Source organism: Acinetobacter sp. 797_lipA (genome assembly GCF_058243025.1).
This window is the reverse complement of sequence record NZ_JBZAYQ010000001.1, coordinates 538,822-561,549: the sequence shown is the minus strand read 5'-3', so window position 1 is coordinate 561,549 and position 22,728 is coordinate 538,822. Positions and strand designations below refer to the sequence as shown.

The following is a 22,728-nucleotide window of genomic DNA, read 5'->3' as shown; positions in this document are numbered from 1 at the left end:
AGCCAATTTTTTAAAACGTTCAACCTGAATGACTTGTTTATGATTCCTAAAAAGCTACAGACCTTACAATTATTTTTTTCAAACTTGTGTTTTAGAAGCATTTATAAAGTCGTTTATAAATTAAGTCATTCAAATCAATACAAACATAATCGCCGTTTTTGGCCGTATTATCAGGTTGAACGTGATACTGAAAATGGCTTACAAAAACTTTTTTTCAAACAGAAGTTGGTCGTCGATAATACGCAAGCTATTTGTACAGAAAATAAACCATGCATGATGATTGCAACTGGGCCATCAGTACAACGGATCCCTCCCGAAGCTTTTACCCGCTCCGACATAGATTATATTGGATTAAATGGCGCAATTTCGATGCCTAATGTTGCGTTTAAGCATTATGTCATTATTGACCATAATTTCGTTGAGAGCCGTTTTGATTTGGTGTTGAAAGTCCTCAATAGCAATTGTACGTTTTACACTACACCACGTTGTTTAGACCAGATTTTAAGAAAAGTTTTATTTCAGGATATCCAATGTAACATTAGAGTCGTAGAACCTATTACTCGCGGTGAAATTGAACCAATCTTACAGCCTAAAAAAGCGGTCGACATGCAAAAAAGTTATTTCTATACCAACAATCAATTGGGTTTTTCAACTCAAATATATACCGCGATCTTTGATTATTTTACTGTAGCCTACGTTGCACTACAGATTATTCACTCACTCCGCTATCAAGAGATTTACTTAGCTGGGTTAGACATGAATAATTTTTCCCAGCCCCGTTTCTATGAGAGTGCTGAAAATAAACAACCAACGCTTTTAGACAGATCATTAGATTTCACATTACCAGCTTTCGACTTAGCGGCACAGTTTTTTAAGGCTCAAGGAATTACCGTATATAACCTTTCTGAACATAGTGCTGTGGAAGCATTTCCAAAAGTAAATGCAAAGGACTTATTTAAATTCCAATAAAATACACCCGATTCAAGGCTATTTTTTCGAGTGCTGACTAAAAATCCAAAAGTGAGTGCTTGAAATATTGCCCTCGCGCAAAATGCTTATCCAATATCTGACGCTCTTTCCCTGCAAGTTTTATGAGATTCGGATACTCATCTGGTGACTCATGAATAGCCAAATCAATCAGGGTCTTTTCTTTAACCCATTTATTTTTAACTTGGTAGAAAAATGCATTTTTATCGCAATTGATTAATACCATACTCGGTGCTACATCGCGCATCACTTTCTGACACGCAACATAAGCCACAAGATACTCTAACCGACCAATACGCTGAAAATAATCTTGAGAATTATCATAGGTGGCTTGGATATATTGGATATATTGCTTGGGTCCGATATCAATCGCTTTAAAAAGTTCATCAAACCATAATTGATAAAATGGATTCTTTTCTACACTCGCCAGTAACCAATTTTCAATCACGGGAAAATCAGCCAGTGTCGTATTTTTTTTCCGATAATAGGCAAAGCCTTGCGTTTTTGTTTGCTGGATGAGTTTTTCAATCCAATCTAATTTTTTATAAACAATAATACTTGCATCTAACCAAATCCCACCATAATGGTAAATCAAGTCAAAACGGATTAAGTCTGCGCGTTGCTGGGACGTTGCTTTCTGCAAAATAGGCGAGGTTAAATCAAAACTAATAAAATCCGCGACATTATTTGGATTTAACAGATTCACAGTATAGTCAGGATGTAATTTCTGAATATGATCAATACAATGCCGAACCAAAGTAGGCATGCTCCCTTCCCAATAGATCCATATCTTTTTAGGTAATTGAATGCCTTGATTCTCTAGCTTAGCCTGTAAAACAATCTGATCTGCATAGTTATCTATGGCATCACATTTATTTCGTTGTTTTAAATTAAGCAGTGTATAAAACTTTAAAATATAAAATAACTTTTTAAAAATTTTCATTTTAGTCGATCATTTAGCCTTGTATCGAAACACCTTAGGACAATTACAAATACTTATGCTTCACTGCATAAAATTTGTCGCGCCACATTCGTTTTTGTTTTTTAATCCCATAAGAAAAGCTTCGACCTTCTTTTTCTTTACGAGAAATTCCTTGTGCGGCTACAGTTCCCAAAATATCACTGTCCAGACCTGCTGGTTTGACCAATGCAGGCCATACCCCTAAACCTTTCCCATTTTTACTGAGCCAAGTTTGAAAGAAAATATCAACAGGCATGGTCATTGATTTTCCTGCTTGTATAAATGCTTCTGCACCTTTGCGCGACCAAACTAAACCGAGACCACGAATAGGAAAATAAAAAGCGTGCCATAAACTCATGCCATCAATATTCGTAATATCTTTGCTCAGTTTTTTCTTTTTGGCTGCAATATTAATCAGATACCAATCCAGCTCTTTATGCTGATCGAGATACTCAATCACACCATCAAGTTTGTCTTTGAAGTCTTGGTTGATTTTCATATCATCTTCAAGTACCACCAAATAATCAGCATCCGTACTTAAAAATTGTTCCGCACAGCCATAATGACTTAAATAGCAGCCCAATTCTGAATTCATCAATCTGCGACCGAGTACGTCGTTCGCCCCTTGATCATCGTAGTTTGCAAATTCAGTTAAATCTTTACCACGACCATCGACTGCAGAAAAGCGCTCAAAAGGCCAGTTAACTTGATTCAGCTGCTGCGTTGCTCGCTCAAGTCGTTCTTGACTGCCATCCAAATTAATCAAATAAGTAACAACTTTCATGATGGACTCTTAAAAGCAATAGATTTAGGTAAATAGTCTTTAAATTTCAAATTCAAAGCTGATGATATTTTTTGAAATTGTTTCTCTTCAAATTGATCTAAACTTTGGATACAACCAAATTTAACATTAGAATTATTCAAATTTTTTAAAAATAATTCAATTGATGTTTCATTTTTCAAATATGCAATTTCGATATCATTAAAAAGCTCAGCTTGTTTGTACTTAATTTTTAAATGATTATTGAGCCCTACAGGTAAAAACTGTAAGGCACTACGAAAACGATAGGAAATTTGCTTTTCTAAAACAGATGGATGGGCTTCAAAGTATTTTTGAAATAATATTTTATCTAAAACATGTGGTCGATGATGAATTTCAAAATAGCGGCTCATCCCACACAACTCCGCACTCAACATCTGAGCAACCGTATATTTAGGCGCTAAGGGTTTAGCAAAATATTTATTCAACCCTTTACGTATATTAAATTTAGTTTTAACTAATAAATTATTAGACCAGTGCCCATAAATCTTAATATAATCATCGACCAAGAAATCACTGATTTTAGAAGGTGCATTAAAGAAAAAATCGTCATTTAAATAAATGAAATATTGCGATAAATTTGGAATATTCCAAAGCATCGTTTCAATTGTAAGTGAATTGAAAGTAGGTAAATACTGTTGGTAATTTCTAAATATTTCTTGATGATCAACCACTTGAATTTGACCAGAGCGACATAGCCCCTGCGCTTCAAACTCCCCAACAAAACTCGGCTGTTGGTGATCAGTTATAATGTAAATCGTTCCACAATACGGAACATATTTCAGAATTGAAGCAATCGAAAAATAGATTTCATCATTATGGGCAAATCGAGTGTCTTCCGCTGCACCTTTTACAACATTTTCAGGTTGAAATTGTTGACGTTTCAATCGATGATTTTCATCACTTCCATCAACCCAAGCAATAACAAAATCTAGTTTTTTCATAATTTTCTAATCAAAAGTAAACCAACATTGGGTTTTTAATGCCAAGCCTCTTTAATCCAATCTGATGGCAAGACGTAACGATACCACTTGCCACCACCACCATTTACTGCATCAGGTGGATTAATTTCCCCATGGAAAACAATAATTTTTGCACCTTCGGGTTTTACGGGTGCTTTAAAGTACGCCAAAGGTACTTTTTGCAAGCAATGATACTTATAACTTTTACACCAACTGTCAGGCCAGTAAGAGAGCTTTTTCTCTTGATCGACATACCAAGACAAATAAGCTTGCTCATTGCGGAACTTTTGACGAATTTCATCAAAATGCTCACGGAAATAGGGCATCAATCCTGGAAAAGCACCCAACTTAAAACGGTAAACTGAACTATTTCCCGTAATACGCCAAGGGCGCTTCCAGTCATGAATAATCAGAAAATCCCCAGAATGGGTAAAGAAACTATCGATGTTATCAACAATCACTACATCTAAGTCTAAAAAGAGCGCATTACCTTTTAAACCATAAAGATCTGGCTCAAACGTAGACAATTTATTCCAGCCACGTTCAGGGCTTCCCTCTGGAAGTGCTAATGGAGGAATAGGAAAACACTGTACCGCAGGATCAATGCCATCGGTACGGTCCGTTAAACACACCATTTTAAAGTCAACGGTAGTGTGGCGTTTTACCATGTTATACAAACGATTAACGTAGTCCGAACCATATTTGGTCCCCCACTTCATACACAGCACAATATTCTGATTTTGTTGCTCTGTCGTATTTAAAACGTCATCATTTTCATGTACAGACATGCTTGAAACTACCGATCTACATAGTACTTCGCATCATAACATAGTCTAGGTTTGATTGAAGATTAGAGCCATAAAATCCCCAGTAATTACACGGTAATTAAACTGAAATGTATTGTTCATTTACGTGACATCTTGCTCCTGCACCGTATTATAAAATAATTCAGAATCAACAGAATGAAAATTACAGTGGTCGGTTTAGGCTATGTTGGACTCTCTAATGCTTTGATTTTAGCGCAGCATCACTATGTCACTGCATTTGATATCGATGAAAATCGTATTCATCAGTTAAATCAAAAAATCTCTCCAATTCAAGATAAAGACATCTCATTATTCCTAGAAAATGACAAGCTTCATTTTAAAGCAACATCAAATAAAATAGACAGTTACCTCAATGCTGAGGTTATTCTCATTGCAACACCCACCAATTACGACACCATCACCAATCAATTTGACACTTCAAGTGTGGAGCAAGTCATTCACGACATCCAACACACCAACCCGCTTGCGACCATAATAATTAAATCGACTGTACCTGTCGGCTTTACACAAAGAATGCTACAGCGATTTAGCACAAACAATATTATTTTTTCGCCTGAATTCTTACGTGAAGGCAAAGCACTTCAGGATAATCTCTATCCATCTCGAATTATTATAGGCGAGCAATCAGAACGTGCAGAAACATTGGCTCAACTCTTTCTTAATAGTGCTATTAAGAAAGACTGCCCTGTACTATTTACTCACTCGACTGAAGCAGAGGCTATAAAATTATTTGCCAATACTTATCTTGCCATGCGTGTTGCTTATTTCAATGAACTTGACACCTATGCTCAAGTTTTTGATTTAGATACTCGTCAAATTATTGATGGCGTGTGTCTTGATCCACGTATTGGAAAGTTTTACAACAATCCCTCTTTTGGCTATGGTGGATATTGCCTCCCTAAAGACACTAAACAACTTTTAGCAAATTATGAGCAAGTCCCAAGTAACTTAATTCAAGCAGTTGTAGATGCAAATAGAACCCGCAAGGATTTCATTGCTGAAACGATTATTCAAAAAAATCCCAAAGTAGTTGGTATTTACCGTTTAATCATGAAATCAGGATCTGATAATTTTCGCTCATCCGCAATTTTAGGAATTATGCGCCGAATTAAGGCGCAAGGCATCAAGGTGATTATTTACGAGCCAAATATTTCAGAAAAAAAATTTGCCAATAGTAAAGTTATTCGCGATCTCAAAAAATTTAAGCAAGTCGCTGACTTAATTATTAGTAATCGTCAAACATCAGAACTAAATGACGTCCAAAATAAACTCTACACTCGAGATATTTTCGGTATCGATGACTAAACTGAAGACCAACAAAAAAGGGCTCCGAAGAGCTAATGCTGATCAGTTAAGACAAAATAGCTGAAATGCGGTAAAAATGAGCGTATCCAGATACGCTCATTTTTTTATGACTTTTTCTCAGAATTTAAGTTCAGCATTTCAGCAGACAGCTCCTTCACTTTCTAATTTTAGCGAATTAATTGATTTAAACTGGATTGAAGACTGTTTAAAACGGACCGGGAAAGCATCGGTCAGAAAAAGAAAACTCCCCGCAGAGCATGCTGTATGGCTAGTTATTGGACTTGCATTGTTCCGCGACCAGCCCATCTGGTATGTTGTTCAGCAGCTGCAGCTGGTTTTTGGCACGGCTGAAAGCTGCGCCCCAAGCGCATCAGTGCAGGCCAGACAGCGCTTGGGTCTGGAGCCTTTAAATGTCCTGTTCAATACACTGAGTCAGACATGGTTTGAAGATTCTCAGCCGCAATATTCCGCCTTTCATGGCCTAAGCATCTGCGCTGTAGATGGAGCCGTCTGGTCCATGCCCCACACAGATGAGAACTTCAGGCACTTCGGTTCTTCCAAAGGCAAAACGATAGCAGCACCTTGGCCGCAAGCCAGAGCGGTTTGCCTGATCAACACCAATACTCATGAAGTGATTGATGCCGGGATTGGAAGTATGGATCAAGGCGAGCTGACTTTAGCGAAGAAATTGAAAGTGCCTGCAAATAGCCTGACTTTATTTGACCGGGCCTACTTCTCTGCTGATTTCTTATCAGGGTGGCAGTCTCGGGAAAACTGCCATTGGCTTATGCGGGCTAAAGACAATCTGCGCTATGAAATTATCAGGAAAAACTCAGCGCATGACTTTCAAATCAGAATGCCTGTTTCTCCAAGAGCGAAGAAACTGAATCCGGATTTAGGTGACTATTGGGAAGCCCGCCTGATTGAAACTGAACAGTCTGGAAGGGTTAGACGATACGTTACATCATTATTAGATTCAAAGGCTTATCCTCTGGAAGAGGTCAGTACGCTGTATGCTCAGCGCTGGGAAATCGAGATGTGCTACCGTGAAATCAAGAGCGACCTGCAAGATGGGATGCATTTAAGAAGCAAGCAGCCTGAATTGGTGTATCAGGAATTATGGGGTGTATTGATTGCTTATAATATTCTTAGAAGGCAAATGAAATTTATGGCTCAACGGGCGAAAGTCAGCCCTTTGCGTATCAGTTTCCATATTGCTTCAATCAGCATTATCAATATATTAAGGCATACTCCGCTGGAATCGGCAGGGAATTTGCCCAAGCATTTAGAGCGTTTGCTGGAACAGTCTAAAATGTTTGTTTTGCCTGAAAGAAGATCAAGGCAATGCCCTAGAGTCGTCAAAATAAAGCCTCAAAAGTACCCAAGAAAATGCCAGTCAATTTCTTAACTGACTGGCATTACTCCGAAGAGCCCTTTTCCACCTAATTACTTATTTTACATAAGTTAACCAGTGTGCGTATTTCGGGTCTTCACCCTTAACCGCATTAAAGAATGTGGTTTGAATTTGTTCAGTAATAGGACCACGCGTACCTGAACCAATTTCACGGTCATCATATTCACGAATAGGCGTCACTTCAGCAGCTGTACCTGTAAAGAATGCTTCATCTGCAATGTAGAATTCATCACGTGTAATACGGCGCTCAACTACGTCATAGCCCAAGTCTTTTGCGATGGTAATAATGGTTTGACGCGTAATGCCATCCAGTGCACCACCTGCGATGTCAGGTGTATGTAAAACACCATCTTTCACCAAGAATACGTTTTCGCCAGAACCTTGGCATACATAACCTTGAGGGTCGAGCAACATTGCTTCGTCATAGCCTGAATGTGCCACCTCTTGGTGAGCCAAAATCGACAAGGTATAGTTACCTGACGCTTTTGCTTTACACATCGTCACGTTTGGATGATGGTGAGTAAATGATGAGGTCTTCACACGAATACCTTTCGCCATTGCTTCGTCACCAAGGTACGCACCCCAGCTCCACGCAGCAACCACCGCATGAATCGTATTGTCTGTTGCAGCAATACCTAATTTTTCCGAACCAATAAAAATAATTGGGCGCAAGTAGCAAGACGCTAATTTATTTTCACGAACCACATCAATTTGAGCTTGCTCTAGTGTTGCTTGATCAAATGGGACTTTCATTTGATAAATTTTTGCAGAGTTCAATAAACGCTTAGTGTGTTCTTTTAGACGGAAAATAGCCGTGCCATTCGGTGTTTCATAGGCACGGACACCTTCAAACACACCCATGCTGTAGTGCAAAGTATGTGTTAATACGTGAGTTTTTGCCTCACGCCAGTCAACCAATTGTCCATCTTGCCAAATAAAACCATCACGATCAGCCAAATTCATGACACACACTCCAAATTTATATACACAGTCATGTTACCCAATGCTCACGATTGAGCTTGGATCAATTAATCTTTGCCATAATTTGCAAACGATCACTCGGGTATCGCGCCAGTCCGCAGCATTTACTTGCATGGATTGATTCGCAAGGGCTAAACGGTGGCTCTCGGCTCGTTCACTGAGATAAGCTTGAATCAATGCAGTCGCATCGTCACTGGATAAGCAACTGGCTTTTGCGGCGTCTTCAAGGATTCGTACATTGTCGGAATAATGGGCAAGATCTGGATGAGATCCGCTCCATGCCAACACAGCATACTGTGCCATAAATTCGATATCGACGATACCACCTGCGTCTTGTTTTAAATGAAAAATTCCATCTTTTTGTTGTTCTTTAGAAGAACCTAAATGGTCTTTCATTTTTTGACGCATCTTCAGCACTTCTGCGCGTACATTTTCTTCATCACGTGGCTGCGTCAAAATCCGACAGCGCAATGCTTCAAACTTATCACGCAAACTTGGCTCACCCGCAATCGAACGAGCACGTACCAATGCTTGATGCTCCCAGACCCATGCATTTTTCAACTGATATTGCTCAAAGGCTTTTAAACTGGTGACCAAGACCCCCGCTTCACCCGATGGGCGTAAGCGCGTATCGATTTCATAAACCCGACCATCGAGGGTCTGCGTGGTCATCAATGACATAAATTTCTGCGCAACACGCATTGCAAACTCGAATCCACTGATCGACTTCAGCCCATCGGTATCGGCTTGCTCATCCATATAATGAATAAAGACCAGATCTAAGTCCGAGCCATAACCCAGCTCAATCCCACCAACCTTGCCATAACCCACAACAGCAAATGCCAAATGATCGATCGAACAGCGCTGTCCTTCAACATCGAGCGGATAACCATGTTTCTTTGCCGTCATTTGGTAAGCCAAATTTAAAGTTGTACTGACCGAAACTTCTGCAATATCGGTCAAAGCATCGGATACTTTCATCAACGGACTTTCAGCCAAAACATCACTGGCTGCAACTGCCAAAACATTGGATTTTTTAAATAGGCGCAGCACACGCATCAAGTCTTCAACGTCATCAAGCTCAATACGAAGCAACTGTTGACGCAGAGAATCTTCCAAATCTTGACGGCGCGGCAGCTCAAAGTCCATTGACAAAAATTCATCCAAGAGCACTGGATAATGGGTCAACTCTTCACAAATCCATGGACTTACGGTTGCCATTTTCACTAAGCGCTGTAAAGCCCCTTTACTCTCAATCAACATGACCAAATATACGGTGCGTCGCATCACCGACTCAACCAAGGGCATGAGGCGAAGCAGCGCGGCTTGCGGCTTATCTGACTGTAAAATCGCTTCAATCAAATGCGGCCAAAACATTTTTAAACGCTGCACCGCTTTTGCAGGCAGCTTTTTTAGCGCATGACCATTCCAAAATTCATGAATGAGGTTTTTTGCATTCGCATCCAACACCTCATTTAAACGCGCTTCTAACTGACTAAAGCTTTCTACGAAAGGGTCATGTTCTTTTTCTTTAATTAAATGCTCAAATTGGTAAATAACTTTGGCGCGCTTTTGGTTTAAGTGCTCAATAAATGCATCCCAACTTACAAAACCTAATGTGTCAATCATCCTTTGTCTCAGTTCTGGTTCTGTTGGCAAAGACTGGGTTTGTTGATCATTTAGAGCTTGAATGGCATGTTCTACACGGCGCAGAAATAAATAAGCATCTTCCAGCTCACTGACCGCCTGACCATCCAGCAAACCCACTTCACCCAGATGATGCAAGCTCACTAAACATTGACGGTCTTGTAATTCTAATTTTGCCCCACCATAAATTAGCTGAAAAACCTGCACAATAAATTCGACTTCACGAATACCGCCCGCACCCAGCTTAATATCATCTTCGATATTTCGGCGTAATACTTCACGCTCAATCATGGCTTTCATTTCGCGCATGGCTTCAAAAGCGGTATAATCGACATACTTACGGAACACGAAAGGACGAGTCATGTCCAACAACTCATTCCCCTCTTTGCCACCTGTCACAATCCGCGCCTTAATCCACGCATAGCGCTCCCACTCGCGACCATGCTGGCTTAAATACTTCTCCAGCGCCGCATGACTAATGGCCAATGCAGAACCATCACCCCAAGGACGTAAGCGCATATCCACACGGAAGACAAAACCATCAGCCGTGATATGGTCCAACAAGTAAATGAGTTTCTGACCCCACAAAATGCAAAACTGTTGTACGTCTATGCATTTACGACCATCAGTTTCACCTTGCTCATCAAAAGCAAAAATCAAGTCGATATCACTGGAGAGATTCAACTCTTGTGCACCGAGCTTCCCCATCGCAACCACAATTAAATCTTGAATTTTATGGTTATAGCCCACAGGCTGACCATGTTTAGCCACCAATGGCGCTAAGGCAAACGCTTTTGCCACACAAATGGCTGCATCGGCAAAATCAGATAACTCCCGCGTTAATGTCATCACATCGATCAGTTGGTTGGCATCCTGCCAAATCCAGCGAAACATTAAACGCGCACGTAAAATTCGGATGGTGCGCATCCATGTGCTTTCATCACTGATCTCTTTTAAGGTGTTTTGAACGACATCGAAAATTTGTTCGGTGGTCAATGGCTGAGAAAATTGATCAATTGCATAATCTTGTTCAAGATAAACCTGATGTATAGATAGGACTTGTTCCGCATATTGACTTGCGCGCAATGTCTTTTGCAATTGCTCAGCATTCATGATCGACTCTTTCGCATTGTTTTGGTTATTTATAACAGCAGATCATGAGATTAGGCGAATTATTTTATAAGAAAAGTATGATTATTCACTAAATTCTTGCTGGGATGTCGCAAGTGACAATGCTTGATGTGCGCTGTTCGAACGTGGCAGGCTGACGATAAAAGTTGAACCGACACCTTCTTTCGATGTGACTGAAATTTCACCTTTATTCAAATCAACAAAACGCTTACACAACACCAGACCTAGACCAGTCCCATTCTCCCCAGCTGTCCCCTTAAAACTAACGGTTAGTTTCGGTTCAAATAAAGATTCGATTTGCCCCAAGGTCATACCTAGACCCGTATCTTGAATGTAGATATCGATAAAATCATCACGTTTTTTGGCATCAATCGTCACAACCCCTTCGCCATGCATATGGGTAAATTTCAGCGCATTTGAGACCAAGTTTTGGATCACCGAGGTCACCATATTGATATCTGCAAAAATTTTTAAATCATCGGGGACACGGTCAATCAGTTGAATATTTTTATTGATGGCCAACGCATGCAACACATCAAAAACAATTTGAGAGGACTGCTTAAGCTTGTAATGGATGGGGTGATAAACAAAACGTCCGCCTTCTGCCATCGCCCAATTCAATAAACTCTCTAACAAGCTATAAGTCGATTGTGCTGTATCATGCAGATAATCTGCAATGCTTTGCACACCAGACTCATCCAAACTTTTGCGCTCTTCAGCCAACACTTCTGAGAAACCAATTAAGCCATGGAAAGGCGCCCTTAAGTCATGTGCAATAATTTGGAAAAATTTAGTTTTACTGACATTCATAGCCACCTGTTGTTCATACAACTCTTTGAGCTCCGCATTTTCCATACGCAAATGCAGCAAATTGAGAAAACCAGAGGCCAGTTCATAGACATTTTCTACAGCATCTTGCGTAAAAGCCTCCAACTGCTCATCAAAGAAAATCACTTGCCCTACAGATTTATCCGATACCTTTAAATCCAATGCGATGATCCGCTGATGTTTAAACCCTAAAGCACTCACCTGCTGAGAAAGATGATGATAATGGCAATGCAGGCTATCAATCGCAATCTCCCCTTCAAAATGAGTAGCAAAATTGGCTGCAGCGGGTAACTGAAAAGCATTGAATGCGTGTTTGCCCGCATACCAACTATAAGATTCATTGCTAAACGTTAGAATTGCGGCATGTGCACCTAAAATTTTTCGCGCAAATTTGAGAAAGCTCTTAATTTTATTGTCATTACTGTTCACGCCCAACAATAAAGATAAGTGACAAGCACTTAACTGTTCTGTATCAGACCCGATATCTAGCAATTGAATACCCATTTCTGCCTCATCTTTTGTGATTTTCGGCACAAACCTATTATTTACTTGTATTTATTAGCAAATTTTCAACATTAAAACAATATAAAAATACAACAATACAAGCGTGGCATTTAACAAAAAAATTAATTATTTCAGAATTTTATCTTGTGACTACTTTCTCTTTTTGAAAACTCGTTATTTATCAGAAGGATTAAAACAAAATTGTGAGTCCATCATATGAGGACATAATTAAGCAAACCCGCACCAAACATTCAATTACTTTAAGCCATCTGTAATGTTTTATGGCGATTTGATTCAAATCTTAAATTTCAGGCAATAAAAAACCCAAGACTGAATATGCTTGGGTTTTTTAATATCTTGGTCCCGAGGGTCGGACTCGAACCGACACGTCATCTCTGACAGCGGATTTTGAGTCCGCCGCGTCTACCAATTTCACCACCTCGGGAAGGTGTTGATGCGTATATTAAACTTTTTGAAAAACTTGTCAACGCAAGTTGATAGTGATTGGCTATTTTTAAGTCATATTTGATTTTTTAGCTTTATATTTGTGCAATTTCAGCGTTTTTCTGCAAAAACGCATATACTAAGCGCAATTTTGACCTCCCTTATTTTGACGCTGCTTTCCCATCATGCAACTTTCTGATTTTAATTTCGATCTCCCTGATGAACTCATTGCCCGTTATCCTTTAGACACGCGTAGTGCTTCTCGACTGTTACACCTCGATGCTCAAGGTCAGCATCATGACTTTCAATTCACCGACATTTTAGATTTGCTCGATGCAGGTGATTTACTGGTCTTAAATGACACCAAAGTGATGAAAGCACGTCTCAAAGGCAAACGTGCCAGCGGCGGAGCTGTCGAAGTTCTGGTTGAACGCATGCAAGATGCATTTATTGCACACTGCCACATCAAAGCCAGCAACACACCCAAAGCCGGCGCTGAGCTCTTTATTGGCCCAGATGCCGTTAAAGTCACGGTGCTAGGTCGTCATGAAAATTTATTTATTGTGGAGTTTTCCCAGCCAATTTTAACGGTGCTGGATTTATACGGACAACTTCCGATCCCTCCCTACTTCAACCGTGAAGCTGAAGCCATTGATACCGAGCGTTATCAAACAGTATTTAATGATCCAACCAAATTAGCCAGTGTCGCTGCACCTACCGCAAGCTTACACTTCGACCAAAAGCTGTTGGATCAACTTGAAGCCAAAGGTATTCAGAAAACCTTTGTCACTTTACACGTGGGTGCTGGTACCTTTCTGCCTGTACGTACCGATGATATTGCCAATCACATTATGCACAGTGAATGGTGTGATGTTCCAGAGCACGCGGTTGAGCTGATTCGCCAAACGAAAGCTCGTGGCAACAAAGTCATTTCTGTTGGAACAACCGCCACCCGTGCCGTAGAAAGTGCAGCGCAGGCACATGATGGTGAACTTAAAGCATGGACGGGAGATACTCAAATTTTTATCTATCCAGGTTATGAGTTCAAAGTGGTGGATCGTCTTATCACTAACTTCCATCTGCCTGAATCGACCCTGCTGATGTTGGTTTCAGCGTTGTCAAATCGTGATAATATTTTGGCAGCTTATCAACATGCGGTGGCCAACCAGTATCGCTTCTTTAGTTATGGCGATGCTATGTTAGTCGACCAACTTCAACCCAAATAAGAACCTCATATGCCTATCGATACGATCAAACATTCCATTCATATTCGACGTAAAAAGAATAAAGTTGTGTTTGATAATATCGACAGACTTTGGGACATCGGCCGAGGGGCCGATTCGGCACAAGACATTCTTGACCGACTGCACCCTTGGAATGCCCCGATTACCCTGAAATTTGAAAATGTGCTGCCTATTCTACTTGGAATAGTCGGCATTTTTTTTATTGTGCCAGTGTTCTTTATTGGAGAACATATTTGGACCTTATTTAGCTTTTTATTCGGCTTAGGCTGTCTGCTTTGGGCCTATTTAAGTTATGAGCAAGATGATCCGCTTGAAGAGGTCACTGACTATCTCGAAAAACAAATTATTCATAAAAAATACCAACTCAACGAGTTCACCCCTCCACAGCATATTGGTGTGGCCCTACAACCTGCATTTTTTATTGCCCATCTCAAACAGCTGTTTCCAATTTTTAATCAAGGCACCATCAGCAATGATATCCCTTATTACGCCAGTACCACTTGGCAGGATGAAGCAGGACAACAACATCAGGTTTTGCTGTTTCAATACCACTTTGTCGATGAAATTCGCGTGCGTGATAAAGATGGCAATGAGTTAAAAGTTAAAGAAGTGCATAAAGACTTATGGGGATGTTTTGTCTTTGAGGTACCCACGCAAGGACTCGCGATTACCGCATACAATAAAAAGTTTTATTATCCTTATAGCTTTCCATGGCATAGCAGTGATATTCAGATTAACCAGAAACTCAAATTTTTTGGTACTGACCAGATGCAGATGGCCAAACTTCTCTCCCCTGCATTTGTACTACGTACTGCCGATTTTTTCCGTTCTCGTGAAGGCGATTTACTTTTTCATCCTGAAAAAAATATCTTGTGCTATATCAGCCCACAAAACCTGTTTGAAATATCCAGCAAAGCAAAAAAATTCAATGACATTTCGACATTGCGTGGACACTTACGCACTTTTAAATTACCTTATCTAGAGCGCTTAGAATCTGATCTAACGCAATTTTTAAAATAATGACATTTTGCCGTTTGAGGACTGTATGGGGCTATTGATTTTCTTATTGATTATTATTGCGATCGTGTTTGGCGTAATCGTCATTCGCAATAATATTGTGCGACACCACAATGCAACCATTCGCGCATGGTCGGATGTAGCAACCTATGAGCGTCAGAAAATAAAAATTCTAGATGGCTTAGAGCCTCTGGTCGAACAATACTCCAGCTTTGAAAAAGGCACCTTGGAAAAAGTTACTGAGCTCCGTCAGAACATTCTCAACCTGAACTTGAACAATACAGATGTCAATCAGTTGCAGCGTATCGAAGCATTAAACCAAGAGCTAATGCGTAGCCTCAATGTTGTGGTCGAAAACTACCCTGAACTTAAAGCCAATGATATTTATCTAAAAATGATGAATGAAATTGAAGAGCAAAATGAAAATGTCGGGGCTGCGATCAGCATCTTTAACCGCAATGTCGAACTGTTTAACAACCACATTCAAATCTTTCCGAACAACATTGTAAACACCATGACCGTCGGTAAAAAAGCTGTGCGTCCATTCCGCGACGCGACTGCACTACAAAATTTTGATTACCGTCCAAATTTCAATTAAAGCCGTAATGAGCCAAAGGTATATTTAAAGGTCCTCCGATGAGTGCCTTTTTCACCTCCTGTGTTATTTTTTCCAGCAAAGCCTCCCATCTCATCTAACACCACTCCACAGCATCAACACAACTTTAAACAACCGTAACCAGCTACGATTCAACTTAAAAAGCTTTGCTTTAAAAGTGTTACAACACTGGTGTTTATTTGCATAATCAAGGAAAATAGCCTCCTTTTAGCGGCGAACTGTTTTTTCGCTCTTGCACTGCAAGCAGAGCAGTGCTTTGCTCTTGTTCAGGATATTTTATGAAGTTTGAAAAATTAGGTCAGTCGGGTCGCGCCCGTCGTGGTCGTTTAACTTTAGAGCATGGTGTGGTTGAAACCCCTGTGTTCATGCCTGTCGGTACTTATGGTACGGTGAAAGGCATGCTCCCGCGTGATATTGAAGACATCAAAGCGCAAATTATTTTAGGTAACACCTTCCATCTTTACCTACGCCCTGGCCTTGAAGTGATTAAAGAGCATGGCGGCCTGCATAAATTCATGAAGTGGGATAAACCCATTCTGACCGATTCAGGCGGCTTCCAAGTCTTCAGTTTGGGCGCAATGCGTAAAATTAAAGAAGATGGCGTAACGTTCCGCTCTCCAATTGACGGCTCTAAAGTCTTTTTGTCTCCTGAAATTTCAATGGACATCCAACATACATTGAACTCAGACATCGTGATGATTTTTGACGAATGTACGCCTTATCCTGCAACGCATGAAGAAGCGCAAAAGTCGCTACAATTGTCATTGCGTTGGGCAAATCGCTGTAAGACTCAGCATCATGATGTGCTTGAAAATAAAAATGCGCTATTCGGCATTATTCAAGGCGGTATGTATGAAGACTTACGTGATGAGTCTTTAAAAGGCTTGCTTGAAGTGGGTTTTGACGGTTATGCCATTGGTGGTCTGTCCGTCGGTGAACCGAAAGAAGAAATGATTAAAGTGCTGGATTACCTTCCAGAAAAAATGCCGGCAGACAAACCGCGCTACCTGATGGGCGTGGGTAAACCTGAAGACATCGTGGAAGGCATCCGCCGTGGCGTCGATATGTTTGACTGTGTCATGCCTACACGTAATGCCCGAAATGGACATTATTTTGTGACCGACGGTTTAGTGCGTATCCGTAACAGTAAATACCGTCATGATCAAAGTCCGCTTGATCCACACTGTGACTGTTATACCTGTACCAACTTTACTCGCGCGTACTTATTCCATTTGGAAAAATGTGGCGAGATGCTGGGTTCAATGCTAGGTACTATTCACAACTTACGTTACTACCAACGTTTCACTCAAGACATTCGTGATGCATTGGATAATGATCGCTTTGATGCCTTTGTTGAAGATTTTTATGCACGTCGTGGTTTAGAAGTTCCACCTTGCCCCCAAGATTAATTGTTGTGAGCATTTGCGCTTGGTAAAAAGACAAGGTAAATTGCAGAACAAGTCTATTTATGATCAATTCGTTGGTCACCGTTTTTTTAGTTTAGGAATTTGAAATGAGCCTTTTTATTTCTACAGCTCACGCAGCGGGTGAAGCTGCACAACAACCAAGTATGGTCGCAAACTTATTGATGATTGCTGTTTTTATTGCAATCTTCTATTTCTTAATTTGGCGCCCTCAAGCAAAACGTGCTAAAGAGCACCGCTCTTTGGTTGAAAGTCTTGGCGTAGGCAGCGAAGTGGTATTTGCTGGTGGCTTAATGGGTAAAATCACTAAACTCGAAGGTGACTTTGCAGTGGTTGAACTGAGCCGCGGTGTAGACGTAAAAATTCAACGCGCAAGTGTGATTTCAGTTCTTCCTGAAGGCACATTAAATAACCTTTAATCAAAAAAATTAGTCGTGCATCCGCACGACTTTTTTCATTTTAAGAAGAAAACAAATGCGTTACCCAGCATGGAAATATCTACTGATTCTCGTGGTTTTGACGATCAGTACATTATATGCCCTGCCTAGTTTGTATCCGGATGAGCCTGCGGTTCAAATTTCTGGTGCCAAAGCTGGTACCCAAATTGACCAAAGCATCGTACAAAAAGCAGAGCAGATTTTAAAATCTGAAAGTATCTCAAGCCATGACAACAGTTTTAGCAATAATGCTGCACTGTTACGTCTTGACTCTAGCGAAGCACAATTAAAAGCCAAAGAAGCGTTACGTCGTGGCCTTGGTGATGACTATGTTGTCGCGTTAAACTTGGCGCCAACCACGCCAGAGTGGCTACAAAAAATTGGTGCAAAACCAATGAAGCTCGGTCTGGACTTACGTGGTGGTGTTCACTTCTTATTAGAAGTGGATATGGATAAAGCGATTGCTCAGCGCATGGAAACCTCTGCGACTGATTTACGTCGTCAGTTCCGTGACAACAAAATTAAATTTAACAGCCTTGCATTAAACAACAACACCATTACCGTTCAGTTCGCCAACAACGATGATCGCACTGCGGCTCAAGACTACTTACGTAGCAATGGTAATGAGTTTAATCAGCAAGCGGTCGCAACTGCGACAGGTTCAACCTTACGTTTAACCTATACCGATGTTCGCCGCCAAGAAATTCAATCTTATGCAGTGAACCAAAACTTAACCACTTTACGTAACCGTATTAACGAGTTAGGTGTGGCAGAAGCCTTGGTACAAACACAAGGTAGTAACCGCATCGTGGTTGAGCTTCCAGGTGTTCAAGACACTGCTGAAGCAAAACGTGTCTTGGGTCGTACAGCAAACCTAGAGTTCCGCTTGGTCTCTGACCAAAATGACCAAGTGATTGACCCTTATACCGGCAAGAGCAATGGTCAACCGCTTCCACCAGGAACCGAGCTTTTTGCATATCAGTCTTTAGACAGTGGACGTGAATTACTTTTAAACCGTAACCGTATTTTAACGGGTGAACGTGTTCAAAACGCATCAAGTGGCTTTAGCCAAGACACTGGCGGTGCTGAGGTAAACATTACCTTAGACACAGCAGGTGGCAAACTGATGGCGGATGCAACCCGTAATGCGGTGGGTAAGCGTATGGCTGTGTTGTTCATTGAAAATAAACAACGTATTAGCTATATCACCGATCCTGCAACTGGTGCGCAAACTGAAGTCCGTACACCCTATGCAGAGTCTGTCGTGATTAACGCTGCAACCATTCAAGCAGTACTCGGCTCTCAATTCCGTATTACGGGTCTAGACTCACCTCAAGAAGCGTCTGAACTCGCACTAATGCTACGTGCCGGTGCACTTGCTGCGCCAATGTACTTTGTTGAAGAGCGTGTTGTTGGTCCAAGCCTCGGTCAAGAAAACATTGATAAAGGTGTGCTATCGACTCAAATCGGTTTCTTACTTGTCGCGATCTGGATGGTGGTGTTCTTCCGTCTCTTTGGCTTAATTGCTAACTTTGCCTTGGTCTTCAACTTAGCCATGATTCTAACGGTCATGTCTTGGATTGGTGCTTCCCTTACCCTCCCAGGTATTGCGGGTATCGTGATTACCATTGGTATGGCGGTCGATGCCAACGTCTTGATCTGTGAGCGAATACGTGAAGAAATAAAGTGGGGAGCATCGCCCAAACAAGCCATTGTAGCGGGTTATGACCGTGCTTATAACACCATTTTCGACTCAAACTTAACCACGTTCTTGGTTGCGTTTATCCTATTTGCTATCGGTACTGGCCCAATTAAAGGCTTCGCTGTGACCTTAATGATCGGTATTATCTGCTCTATGTTTACTGCTATTACAGTAACACGTGCGATTGTACAGCTCATTTATGGCAAAAAACGTAACTTGAAAAAGTTGAGCATATAAGGAGATCGATGATGACTGATGTGACTCAACAAGATTCAAAAAAATACGGCCGTCCAGATGATGAACGTGTGATTGATTTTATGAAGATTGCGCTGCCTGCAGCCATTCTTTCTATTGTCTTAACCATCGGCAGCCTATTCTTTATTTTCACCAAGGGTCTTAACTTAGGTTTGGACTTTACTGGTGGTATTTCTGCCGAATTGAACTATAGCAAACCAGTGAAATCAGCCGATGTATCTGCTGCACTAACCAAAGCTGGCTTTCATGACCCTGTGGTACAAACCATTGGTTCAGATCGTGATTTGATTGTGCGTATGCCTGTACAAGAGGACACAGCCGCAGAAGACTTAACCAAAACCATTACCCAAGCTGTACAGCTACCGGGTAACTCTGCTTCAGTTAACAAAGTTGATGTGGTGGGTGGACAAGTCGGGAATGAACTCTACATTCGCTCAGCGGGTGCTGTGGCTTTAGCGTTACTGCTGATGTTGGTCTACGTAACGGTTCGCTTTGAGTTCAAACTGGCGATGGGTGCGGTACTGTCTTTGTTCCATGACGTGGTGGTCACCATTGGTATTTTTGCCATGATGCAGTGGCCATTTGACTTAACTGTATTGGCTGCAATTCTGGCTCTGATTGGTTTCTCATTGAATGACAACATTGTCGTTTCGGATCGTATTCGTGAAAACTTCCGTAAGATTCGTGGCGCTTCGCCTTTAGAGATCGTTAACATCGCTTTAACTGAGACCCTACGTCGTACCATTCACACCTCAATGACTTTATTGTTGGTGGTGATCTCGATGATGATCCTCGGTGGTGATGGCCTTAAATGGTTCTCTGTTGCGATGTTTGTAGGTGTTTTTGTGGGTACTTACTCTTCAATCTACATCGGTACAGCTTTTGCTTTATGGCGTGGCTTAAACCGTCAAGACTTCATTGTTCAAGTGAAGCCTGAGTTTGAAGAAGAAAATGAAATTCCATAAATGCACACCATAGTGTGAAAAAGAAAGCCTCTCAATCGAGAGGCTTTCTTATGTCGGTGTGAAGATGTTGTATCAGCTCAATCTGAGGCAACGCATAGCCATGACAGGACTGCTCTGCCCGCCAAGCCACGGTCAACATCACATCTCCCAACTCAAAATTTTGATAAGCAAAACTCCCAATCAGCGGATGACTACACATGCCACCATTATGCGTTGGATGCGCTTGGGTGTTCAGTTCATTTAAGTTTAAACGAATGCCTAAACCTGATGCTTTAAGCACAGCTTCTTTGGTGGTCCAGACTTTAAACCAGTATGCTTTGTCCTGATCGAACTGTTGCCACAAGCGAAGCTCCTCTACGTGAAAAGCATGATTGGCCAAAGCCTCAAAGCGGACTTTTCGGCTTAACTCTTCCACATCCACGCCTAGATCTTGCATCCGCCCACTCGTAGCTAAAGCATAGTAATTTTGACTGTGACTATGATTGAAATGAAAGGAAGGCTGATCAAGCAAATAAGGTTTACCTGTCTCACTCAGCGCAATGGAGCGATCATCTACAACCATCTGCCGTTGTTCGGATAAGCATTGATTGCGATATTGATAAATGGCTTGTTTTCGCTGTGCAATTTGCTCAACACGTGGCAGGCTGTGATCGACCTGTACAATGTCCTCAATCTTTTTCAGCTCAACACGTATTGTCCTTGCCACTTTGCCTTCCTATCATGGTTTCATGCATCATAAAATAAAAAAGCCCAAAGATCACTTTGGGCTTTTCAGCATCAGAACCTTAATGCCTAATTAGCGTTTGAATTTCTTCTCAGCTTTCTTAAACTTCTGAACATAACGACGCTTACGCGCTGCTGTACGTTCATCCACCTGTGATTTACGTCCTTCAAATGGGTTTTCAGAGGTTTTAAACTCAATACGTACTGGCGTACCTTCAAGTTTGTACACTTTACGGAATACGTTTTCTAAATAACGGCGATAATCCGCAGGCGTTTTATCAACTTTGTTACCATGCACCACAATCGTAGGTGGATTTTGACCACCCATATGTGCATAACGCATTTTAATACGGCGACCACCGACCATTGGCGGTTGGTGCGCATCTGTAGCATCACTTAAAATTTGTGTGATTTTTGCAGGAGAAACTTTCAAATGTGACGAATCATAAGCACGGTGAATCGATGGATATAGATCCCCCACACCCGTACCATGCAATGCAGAAATCAAATGCACTTTCGCCCAAGGAATAAAGTCAAAGCGACGATCAACATCCAACTTACATTGTTTGCGATCATACTCAGACATGTTGTCCCATTTGTTAATCGCGATCACCATCGCACGGCCCGCTTCAAGCGCGTAACCAATCAAATGTAGATCTTGCTCAACCACACCTTCACGTGCATCAAGAACAACCACAATGACATGGGCATCTTTAATGGCCTGTAGCGTTTTCACAATTGAGAACTTCTCAATCATTTCATCGACTTTACCTTTACGACGCACACCTGCAGTATCGATTAAGGTGTACTGACGGCCATCACGTTCATACGGAATATAGATCGAGTCGCGAGTTGTACCCGGTTGGTCAAATGCAACTACACGCTCTTCACCCAATAAACGGTTCACCAGCGTCGATTTACCTACGTTTGGACGACCAATAATCGCTAAACGTAAGCCTGTGTTCTTATCGTGTTCGTCTGCATCTTCATCTTCAGGCACACTTGAAAGCACATCTTCAAGCATTTGCTGTACACCGCGACCATGGCTCGCAGCCACTTGCATGGGTTCGCCCATACCCAACTTGTAGAATTCAACAAGTGCAGCTTCGGCATGTACACCATCAACTTTGTTCGCCACAAGGTAAACTTTCTTACCGAGTGTACGTAGCTCACGAGCAATTTGCTCATCCGATGCGAGTAGGCCTGCGCGTGCATCGACTACGAAGACAATAATATCAGCTTCATTGATGGCTGTTTTAGACTGTTCCGCCATGTAAGAGTCGATACCGCCTTCATTTTCGCCAATACCACCAGTATCAACCACAATGAAAGACTTATTTTGAAATACGGCATCACCATATTTACGGTCACGAGTCAGACCGGCAAAGTCAGCAACAAGCGCATCTCGGCTTTTGGTGATCTGGTTAAATAGCGTTGATTTTCCGACGTTCGGACGACCAATGAGCGCAATTACGGGTTTCATAGATTAACCTTTATTCAAGATCAGCCAGTGAGACTGGTCTGAACATCAGAA

At 41.3% G+C, this 22,728-nt stretch carries 19 protein-coding genes and 1 tRNA gene; 10 read left to right on the top strand and 10 right to left on the bottom strand.

Going from position 1 to position 22,728, the window contains the following annotated elements; all coding sequences use genetic code 11:
- Positions 1 to 39 precede the first annotated feature (39 nt).
- Complete coding sequence (locus tag AC4CU2_RS02725; protein ID WP_078425686.1) at positions 40 to 969, top strand: lipopolysaccharide biosynthesis protein; 930 nt, start codon at positions 40 to 42, stop codon at positions 967 to 969.
- Between the two features lie 37 nt (positions 970 to 1,006).
- Here AC4CU2_RS02725 and AC4CU2_RS02720 read toward each other — a convergent pair whose 3' ends face one another.
- From AC4CU2_RS02720 to AC4CU2_RS02705, 4 genes are read right to left on the bottom strand one after another with little or no spacing between them, the layout of a single operon-like run.
- Positions 1,007 to 1,930 (bottom strand): glycosyltransferase family 32 protein, encoded by a 924-nt coding sequence (locus AC4CU2_RS02720; protein ID WP_010327513.1) that lies wholly within the window; start codon positions 1,928 to 1,930, stop codon positions 1,007 to 1,009.
- A 43-nt stretch (positions 1,931 to 1,973) separates the two neighbouring features.
- On the bottom strand, positions 1,974 to 2,732 hold the full coding sequence (locus AC4CU2_RS02715; RefSeq protein WP_058870287.1) for a glycosyltransferase family 25 protein: 759 nt from the start codon (positions 2,730 to 2,732) through the stop codon (positions 1,974 to 1,976).
- Positions 2,729 to 3,712 carry a Stealth CR1 domain-containing protein gene (locus AC4CU2_RS02710; protein WP_279043220.1) on the bottom strand — a complete coding sequence of 328 codons (984 nt, stop codon included), beginning with the start codon at positions 3,710 to 3,712 and terminating at the stop codon, positions 2,729 to 2,731. Before AC4CU2_RS02710 ends, AC4CU2_RS02715 begins: the two co-directional genes overlap by 4 nt.
- A 35-nt stretch (positions 3,713 to 3,747) precedes the next feature.
- Positions 3,748 to 4,518, bottom strand: coding sequence for a glycosyltransferase (locus AC4CU2_RS02705; protein ID WP_490768234.1), 771 nt, complete (start codon positions 4,516 to 4,518; stop codon positions 3,748 to 3,750).
- 174 nt (positions 4,519 to 4,692) lie between these two features.
- Here AC4CU2_RS02705 and AC4CU2_RS02700 point away from each other — a divergent pair, with 174 nt between their 5' ends.
- Together AC4CU2_RS02700 and AC4CU2_RS02695 are read left to right on the top strand one after the other, a co-directional pair.
- Positions 4,693 to 5,862: a nucleotide sugar dehydrogenase gene (locus AC4CU2_RS02700; protein WP_490768233.1), complete on the top strand. Its 1,170-nt coding sequence runs from the start codon at positions 4,693 to 4,695 to the stop codon at positions 5,860 to 5,862.
- 106 nt (positions 5,863 to 5,968) lie between these two features.
- Positions 5,969 to 7,270: an IS4 family transposase gene (locus AC4CU2_RS02695; RefSeq protein ID WP_039891156.1), complete on the top strand. Its 1,302-nt coding sequence runs from the start codon at positions 5,969 to 5,971 to the stop codon at positions 7,268 to 7,270.
- Positions 7,271 to 7,312: 42 nt separating this feature from the next.
- Here the strand turns inward: AC4CU2_RS02695 and AC4CU2_RS02690 are convergent, their stop codons facing one another.
- The 4 genes from AC4CU2_RS02690 to AC4CU2_RS02675 form a co-directional block, all read right to left on the bottom strand.
- Positions 7,313 to 8,239, bottom strand: coding sequence for a branched-chain amino acid transaminase (locus AC4CU2_RS02690; RefSeq protein ID WP_078425681.1), 927 nt, complete (start codon positions 8,237 to 8,239; stop codon positions 7,313 to 7,315).
- Between the two features lie 33 nt (positions 8,240 to 8,272).
- Positions 8,273 to 11,017: a bifunctional [glutamate--ammonia ligase]-adenylyl-L-tyrosine phosphorylase/[glutamate--ammonia-ligase] adenylyltransferase gene (gene glnE / locus AC4CU2_RS02685; RefSeq protein WP_490768232.1), complete on the bottom strand. Its 2,745-nt coding sequence runs from the start codon at positions 11,015 to 11,017 to the stop codon at positions 8,273 to 8,275.
- An 81-nt stretch (positions 11,018 to 11,098) separates the two neighbouring features.
- Positions 11,099 to 12,367, bottom strand: a complete 1,269-nt coding sequence (locus tag AC4CU2_RS02680) for a sensor histidine kinase (protein ID WP_490768231.1) — start codon at positions 12,365 to 12,367, stop codon at positions 11,099 to 11,101.
- A 358-nt stretch (positions 12,368 to 12,725) separates the two neighbouring features.
- Positions 12,726 to 12,812 (bottom strand) — tRNA-Leu (locus AC4CU2_RS02675).
- Between the two features lie 184 nt (positions 12,813 to 12,996).
- Here AC4CU2_RS02675 and queA point away from each other — a divergent pair.
- The 7 genes from queA to secF all read left to right on the top strand — a co-directional run bounded on the left by queA (position 12,997) and on the right by secF (position 20,471).
- Positions 12,997 to 14,037: a tRNA preQ1(34) S-adenosylmethionine ribosyltransferase-isomerase QueA gene (gene queA, locus AC4CU2_RS02670; RefSeq protein WP_234951141.1), complete on the top strand. Its 1,041-nt coding sequence runs from the start codon at positions 12,997 to 12,999 to the stop codon at positions 14,035 to 14,037.
- Between the two features lie 9 nt (positions 14,038 to 14,046).
- Complete coding sequence (locus tag AC4CU2_RS02665) at positions 14,047 to 15,075, top strand: hypothetical protein (RefSeq protein WP_490753353.1); 1,029 nt, start codon at positions 14,047 to 14,049, stop codon at positions 15,073 to 15,075.
- A 25-nt stretch (positions 15,076 to 15,100) separates the two neighbouring features.
- Complete coding sequence (locus AC4CU2_RS02660; protein WP_490753354.1) at positions 15,101 to 15,670, top strand: LemA family protein; 570 nt, start codon at positions 15,101 to 15,103, stop codon at positions 15,668 to 15,670.
- Positions 15,671 to 15,966: 296 nt separating this feature from the next.
- Positions 15,967 to 17,097: a tRNA guanosine(34) transglycosylase Tgt gene (tgt, locus tag AC4CU2_RS02655; protein WP_490768230.1), complete on the top strand. Its 1,131-nt coding sequence runs from the start codon at positions 15,967 to 15,969 to the stop codon at positions 17,095 to 17,097.
- Positions 17,098 to 17,201: 104 nt separating this feature from the next.
- Entirely contained in the window at positions 17,202 to 17,531 is a 330-nt protein-coding gene (yajC, locus tag AC4CU2_RS02650) for a preprotein translocase subunit YajC (protein ID WP_004697692.1), read from the top strand.
- 55 nt (positions 17,532 to 17,586) lie between these two features.
- Positions 17,587 to 19,488: a protein translocase subunit SecD gene (gene secD / locus AC4CU2_RS02645; RefSeq protein ID WP_004983529.1), complete on the top strand. Its 1,902-nt coding sequence runs from the start codon at positions 17,587 to 17,589 to the stop codon at positions 19,486 to 19,488.
- Positions 19,489 to 19,496: 8 nt separating this feature from the next.
- Positions 19,497 to 20,471, top strand: coding sequence for a protein translocase subunit SecF (gene secF / locus AC4CU2_RS02640; RefSeq protein ID WP_171065426.1), 975 nt, complete (start codon positions 19,497 to 19,499; stop codon positions 20,469 to 20,471).
- Positions 20,472 to 20,502: 31 nt separating this feature from the next.
- Here secF and AC4CU2_RS02635 read toward each other — a convergent pair whose 3' ends face one another.
- Entirely contained in the window at positions 20,503 to 21,177 is a 675-nt protein-coding gene (locus AC4CU2_RS02635; RefSeq protein ID WP_490768229.1) for a 4'-phosphopantetheinyl transferase family protein, read from the bottom strand.
- 90 nt (positions 21,178 to 21,267) lie between these two features.
- Complete coding sequence (gene der / locus AC4CU2_RS02630) at positions 21,268 to 22,677, bottom strand: ribosome biogenesis GTPase Der (protein ID WP_004697684.1); 1,410 nt, start codon at positions 22,675 to 22,677, stop codon at positions 21,268 to 21,270.
- Between the last annotated feature and the right edge of the window lie 51 nt (positions 22,678 to 22,728).